General features: G+C 56.4%; 7 protein-coding genes. All 7 read right to left on the reverse strand.

All coding sequences use genetic code 11. From position 1 onward, the window contains the following. Positions 1 to 85: 85 nt before the first annotated feature. Entirely contained in the window at positions 86 to 316 is a 231-nt protein-coding gene (locus HMPREF3277_RS07985) for an NGO_0222 family membrane protein (protein WP_019270290.1), read from the reverse strand. Positions 317 to 472: 156 nt separating this feature from the next. Then, positions 473 to 1,363, reverse strand: coding sequence for an NAD(+) kinase (locus HMPREF3277_RS07990; protein ID WP_009311703.1), 891 nt, complete (start codon positions 1,361 to 1,363; stop codon positions 473 to 475). 21 nt (positions 1,364 to 1,384) lie between these two features. Beyond that, complete coding sequence (locus HMPREF3277_RS07995) at positions 1,385 to 1,957, reverse strand: ubiquinone biosynthesis accessory factor UbiJ (RefSeq protein ID WP_070870682.1); 573 nt, start codon at positions 1,955 to 1,957, stop codon at positions 1,385 to 1,387. Positions 1,958 to 2,067: 110 nt separating this feature from the next. Next, positions 2,068 to 2,877, reverse strand: coding sequence for an SDR family oxidoreductase (locus HMPREF3277_RS08000; RefSeq protein WP_070870684.1), 810 nt, complete (start codon positions 2,875 to 2,877; stop codon positions 2,068 to 2,070). A gap of 47 nt (positions 2,878 to 2,924) precedes the next feature. Beyond that, positions 2,925 to 3,575 (reverse strand): TetR/AcrR family transcriptional regulator, encoded by a 651-nt coding sequence (locus tag HMPREF3277_RS08005; protein ID WP_070512092.1) that lies wholly within the window; start codon positions 3,573 to 3,575, stop codon positions 2,925 to 2,927. An 11-nt stretch (positions 3,576 to 3,586) separates the two neighbouring features. Beyond that, on the reverse strand, positions 3,587 to 4,627 hold the full coding sequence (gene murB / locus HMPREF3277_RS08010; RefSeq protein ID WP_070870685.1) for a UDP-N-acetylmuramate dehydrogenase: 1,041 nt from the start codon (positions 4,625 to 4,627) through the stop codon (positions 3,587 to 3,589). A 76-nt stretch (positions 4,628 to 4,703) separates the two neighbouring features. Continuing rightward, the gene (gene norM, locus HMPREF3277_RS08015) at positions 4,704 to 6,083 is read right to left on the reverse strand and encodes a multidrug efflux MATE transporter NorM (protein WP_070870687.1); all 1,380 of its coding nucleotides are present in this window, start codon (positions 6,081 to 6,083) and stop codon (positions 4,704 to 4,706) included. Positions 6,084 to 6,164 lie beyond the last annotated feature (81 nt).

Genomic DNA, 6,164 nt, shown 5'->3' on the forward strand with positions numbered 1-6,164 from the left:
GGGGGGGGGGAGCAATGCGGCAAACAAAACTTTACCTATGTAAAGCCTGTAGAACCGGCAAACGGATAACGAACAATACCCAGCCTTAATGGGATTCGGTTTGTTGCTCACGCATGATTTGTGCGCGGGCTTTATGGCGGATGTAGAGGGCGAGGCTGCCGATTTGGGCGAAGACGGCGCCGAATGCGAACAGGAAGGCGGCGACGGCGAATTGTTTGCTTTGGATGGAAAGCAGGTAGCCGCCGAGCATGATGAGTGCGATGAAAATCAGGGTGAACAGGGCGGTCAGCAGGAGGTAGGTTTTTTGTCGGTTCATGATTGGGGACGTTTTTGATAAAGGGCGGACGTGGGGTTTAGGTTGTCCGTTTGTTGTTAGATAGGGATGGCGTTGGTTTGGGAATGGGGGAAGGGTTTGTGGGTTGATGAGGTCGTCTGAAAACTTGGCAATCGGGTTTCAGACGACCTTTGGTGTTTATACGAGCTGTTCGCCCCAGTGTAATTTTTGGCGCAGGGTTCGGAAGTATTGGTAGTCGGTGGGGTGGAGGATGCGCAGGGGGTTGTGGTAGCGGCGGATGATGATGCGGTCGAGGTTTTGTACGTCGATGAAGGATTGTCCGTCGAAATGGACGCGGGCGTCGCCGCTTTGGGTAACGAGGATTTCGATTTCGGAGGTGTCGGGGATGGCGATGGGGCGGTTGGTCATGGATTGGGGGCAGATGGGCACGAGGGTGAAGGCGTGCAAGCCTGCCTGCATGATGGGGCCGCCGGCAGCAAGGGAGTAGGCGGTGGAGCCGGTGGGGGTGGAGACGATGAGGCCGTCGGAGCGTTGGGTATAGACGAATTCTTGGTTGATGAAGACTTCGAACTCTATCATTTGTCCGGCACCGCCGCGCGAGAGGACGGCGTCGTTGAGGGCGAGGGCGCGGTGAAAGGTTTGTCCGTCGCGGACGAGGGCGGCTTCGATGAGGATGCGCTCTTCGGGCCGGTATTTGCCTTCGAGGACGGGCAGCAGCTCTTCGGTCATGTTTTCGCGGGGGATTTGGGTGAGGAAGCCTAAATGCCCTTGGTTGATGCCGATAACGGGTACGGCGCGGGGGGCGATTTCGCGGGCGACGGAGAGGAATGTGCCGTCGCCGCCGAGGACGATGACGAGGTCGCAGTGTTTGCCCAAGTCGGATTTGCTGACGATGTGGCAGCCGACTGTATCTTGAACATAGATGCAGCGTTCTTCTATTCCGATTTCGTCCAGATAGACGGTGAGGCCGTGTCCCTGCAGGAAGTGGATGAGGGTGTGGGCGGTGTTTTGGATTTCGGGGGTATTGGGGCGGGTTACGATACCGATGTTGTGAAACGGGCTGTTCATAGGCATGGGGTCGTCTGAAAATTAGTCTATCCAGATGTCGCGTTCGAGCCGGTCGAGGCGTTCGTTGAGGCGGGCGACGTCGTCGCGCAGTTTGTCCACTTCTTCCATCCAGGCGGACAGGGTGGCGGCGTCGATAACGGGGGATTCGGGTTCGCGGGAAAAATCGCTGATTTGCTCGGCTATGCTTTGTCCGATTTTTTTGACGGTTTGCCCGATGTTTGCGGCGCGTTCGCTGATGCTGTCTGCGAGTGAGTCGCCGAAGATGCGGGCGAGGTCGTCTGAAGCGTAGTAGCGCAGGCTGCCGAGGATGGGCAGGACGGTCATGCCGAGCATGAGATCGCCTTCGAGGCTGATGTCGCCGACGCCGGGTTCTTGTCCGGTCAGGATTTTGCGGATGGCGCTTTGGTGGAAGGTGATGAGGGTGTCGGCGGGTTGGTCGGCGGTTTCGAGAAAGCCGTCGTGATTGATGCGTCCGGTCAGTCCGAATCCAGCGAGGTTGAGGCTCAGGGTTTTGCCTGACAGGCGGGACAGGTCTTGTTGATGTTCCGGATTTTGCTGTATCAGGTGGTTGATAACGGGAAATAGGGCGGACATAGGGTGTTCTCGATACTTTCGGACTTGGGGTTGTTAAGTAAGACTGTGTTTTTTGGTTTTGGTTTTGCCGCTGCCGAAAGGTCGTCAGAAACGGTCGCGGAGCCGTAATTTTACAGGCTTAATCCGTCGGCGGAAACGGTATTTACAATTTTGCCGCGGCTTGTGTCATCAGGCGCGAAATCGGGTGGTGGGAGGCCGAATTTGGCGGCTTCGGCGGTGTAGAAATCGCAGCGGGTCGGGTGGCGCAGTTCGACAATGTTGCGTATGCGCCTGCCGTTGGGGTGGAGGGTCGTCTGAAACAGGGTTTCGACGGCGATGTCGCGGTGGACGATATTGACGGGCTGGTTGCCGCCCCGAATGTTTTGCTTTTGAACGAGGCGGCTGACGGGATGGCGTTCGGCGCAATATAGCCCGCCCAGCCGCAGGATGTCGATGTTCGGAACGCCGCTATCTAGCAGGTATTGCTCGGCGGTGAGGATTTGGCGGGCAGACTCGGTTTGCGGGTCGGGTGTGGCAGTTTCGTCGCATTCGCGCGCTTTATCGCCGTAAACGCTGGTGCTGCTCGTGAAAATCAGGTGTTGCACGTTACACGCCCGGGCAAGTTCTGCCCATTGTTTGACGGTATCGGCGTAATGCGTCAGCGAGGATGGCGGCAAGAGGCAGAACCAAACGGGTTTGTCGGCGTGGTGCTGCCAAAAGCTTGTATCGCGGGCAGGGTTCGCGCTTTGAAACACGTTGTCTTGATTGAGGTCGAGGGTGTCGAGGCGTATGGGCAGATTAATATCGTCCGAAGTCAGGTTGCGCTTGACTGCGGCGACGCGGCTGCCGTTTTCGTAGAGTTTTTGCGCCAAAGAGCGGCCGAGGTAGCCTAGGCCTAAGATGGATGCGTCGGGGGAGGTGGAAAGAGGGTTATGTATCATGTTTATAGATGAATGCCGTCTGAAAATCAGCTCAGACGGCATGAAGATTATGACTGCGCACCGCCTATTTTCCGGTCGTATTCCTCGCGGTGTTCCGGTAATAGGTAGGGGCGCAGGAGGCTTAAGGTGCGACGGATGCCGCGTGCTTTGGAGTCTTCGGTCAGCTTGGTGCGTCCGCGCAGGGAGCTGTCGAAGTCGAACCAGTATTTCGTGACCATCCACATATTGACGGCGAGGTCGTTCATGGCGGTTTGGTCGGCTTGGATGATGTTCAGACCGTTGAGCTGGGTGAGCAGGTTGACCAAGAGCGGAGAGACTTTGGCTTGGGTGAAGGTGTTGTGCTCGCCCAAAAGTTCGGCACTGCGCGCAAGCAGGGTGTTCACGTCGCTGAAGAGGAAGCGGTATTCCCACATAACGTCGTAAATGCCCGCCATATAGTTGATGGAGTCTTCCACATCGGACGGCAACACGGCTTCATTCAGGTATGCCAGCAGGGCTTCGCTGTAACGTTTGAACAGTTGGACGATGATTTCGTCTTTGTTGCGGAAGTGGTAATAGAGATTGCCCGGACTGATGCCCAAATGCGCCGCGATATGGTTGGTGCTGATGTTGCGCTCGCCTTCCTCGTTGAAGAGCGCAAGGCTGGCGTCGATGATGCGGGTGTAAGTATTGGTTTTTGCAATGCGGGTCACGGGCATACTCCTTGGATTTACAGGCTGAACGAAGCGGGCAGCCAATTGGGTTCGGCGTGTAATTCTACCTGAAATCGAGTAAATACTGTATTGCAGACGTGTTGCGCCAGCTTCCAGACCTCGTCTGAAGAAGCATTGTTTTTGTTCACCAAAACCAAAGCCTGTTTGTCGTGTACCGCCGCACCGCCGATTTGGAAGCCTTTCAGACGACATTGGTCGATCAGCCAGCCGGCGGCGAGTTTGACCGAACCGTCAGGCTGCGGATAGCGCGGCATATCGGGATGCTGCTGCAACAGGGCGGCAGCTTTTTCCGCGCTGACGACGGGGTTTTTAAAGAAACTACCGACATTACCAAGTACGTTAGGATTAGGCAGTTTACTGTTGCGGATTGCACACACTGCATCGGAAACGTCTTTCGCCGTCGGCATTCTGCCCGCGCTCAGTTCGGCAACGGCGGCTGCCAAATCGCCGTAACCCAAATTCGGCTCGAAACGCTCTTTCAGGGCGAATACGACCGAAACAATCACATAACGCCCTTTGCCTTCCTGCTTGAACAGGCTTTCGCGGTAGGCGAAGCGGCAGTCGGCATTGGAAAGCTCGACAAAGGTTTCCGTATCCAAATCGAAGCAGCGCACGCTGTGAATCACGTCTTTCGCCTCCACGCCGTATGCGCCGATGTTCTGCACGGGCGACGCGCCGACCGTACCCGGAATCAGGCTCAGATTTTCCAGACCGTTCAAACCCAGCGCGACGGTGTGCAGGACAAAATCGTGCCAGATTTCGCCTGCCTGCGCTTCGATGTAAACGAGGCCGTCTGAACGCGCAATCTCTCGGATGCCTTTGTTTTCCATATGTACGACCAGTCCGGCGTAATCCTGCATCAAGAGGATGTTGCTGCCGCCGCCGAGCCATAAAACGGTATTGCGGTCGAACTCGGGCAGTCGGACGATGTCGCACAACTCGTCGGCGTGTTCGAGCGCGATAAAGGCTTGGGCTTGGGCGCGAAGACTGAAGGTGTTGTAGGGGGTGAGGTCGGTTTGGTATTGGATGGGTTGCATGGGTTTAAACTTTAAAATAGGTATTGTCAGTGGCGGGCTTCAGCCCATTGTTTCGATATTTTAATCGGCGGAGTTTTCAGACGACCTTATGCGATCTGACCATCTCCCTGCTGCACAATTCCAAGCACCACACCAAGGCGACGGCTGCGATGGTGAGCGAGGCAATCAATGCCGTCCAGAAGCCGTAAATGCCCATATCGAAACGGTAGGCGAGCAGATAGCCCGGCAGCAGGCCGCAGCCCCAGAAGGCGGCGGCGTGGATGAACATCGGCACCTTGGTGACTTTGTAGCCGCGCAGGGCGTAGGACGCGATGCATTGGGTGAAGTCTGCCGGTTGGAACAAGCCGGCGAACAGCAGGACGGTGGCGGCGATGCTTAAAACCGCCGGATCCTTGTTGTACATGCTTGCCAGCGGGGAACGGAATAATACCAAGGAAAGCACGGTAATCACGGCGAGCGCCCAGCCCGACACCAGCGATACGCCCGAAATATAACGCGCCCGCGAAAATTCGCGCCGCCCCAGAGAAAAACCGATGCGCACCGTCCCTGCCGAGCCGACGCTTTGCGGAATCATATAGAGAATCCCCGACAAACTGATGCCGACCTGCTGCGCCGCCACATAAGCCTCGCCGAAAGGCGCAATCAAAAATACGATAAACGAAAACGCGCTGGCTTCCAAAAAATAAGACAGCCCGATGGGCGCGCCGATTTTCCAAATCTGTTTGAACACCGCCCAATCCGGTTTGCCGAATTTTGCCGTCAGTCCGAATGGGCGGAAGAATTTTTCCTTAGCGATATAAATCCACAACGCCAGCGCGCTGAACCAGAACACCGCCATCGTTGCCAACCCGCAGCCCGCGCCGCCCAAAGCGGGCATACCGAATTTGCCGTAAACAAAAATATAGTTCAGCGGCACGTTCAACACAAACGCCGCGAAGCTGACCAACATAATCAGGCGCGGGCGGTTCAGGCTGGAAGCGTAGGCGTGCAGGGCACGGTGCACCATTGCTGCGGGCATTGCCAGACTGGTGAACAACATATACTGCGCCATCGTGCCTTCGACATAATCGCTCAAGGTCAGCCAGTTGCGGAACGGCGTAATCGCCGCCCACATCAATACCATGCCGAAAATCCCCAAAAAAAGCCCGAACCAAATCCCCTGCCGCCCCGTTTCGCCTACTTCGTCGGTTTTACCCGCGCCGTAAAGCTGGGCAATCAGCGAGTTCAGCGCCGCCATAATGCCCATAAACGTAATATAAACCGTGGCAAACGCGCTGCTGCCCAACGCCACCGCCGCCAAGTCCTCCGTACTCGCATCGCCCGCCATCACGGTATCGACGAAACCGATGCCCACCTGCGCGACCTGCGCCAGCAGCATGGGCAGGGCAAGGGCGGTCAGCAGGCGGACTTCTTTCAGGAAGACGGAAAAGGAAAAGCGGTTGAGGTCGAGCAGCATAAGTGTTTGTAGGACTTTAAAAAAAGCGGAAATATAGTGGATTAACGTTAAACCAGTACGGCGTTGCCTCGCCTTAGCTCA

Origin of the sequence: Neisseria sp. HMSC70E02 (assembly GCF_001838645.1) — a bacterium.
Taxonomy (GTDB): Bacteria; Pseudomonadota; Gammaproteobacteria; order Burkholderiales; family Neisseriaceae; genus Neisseria; species Neisseria macacae.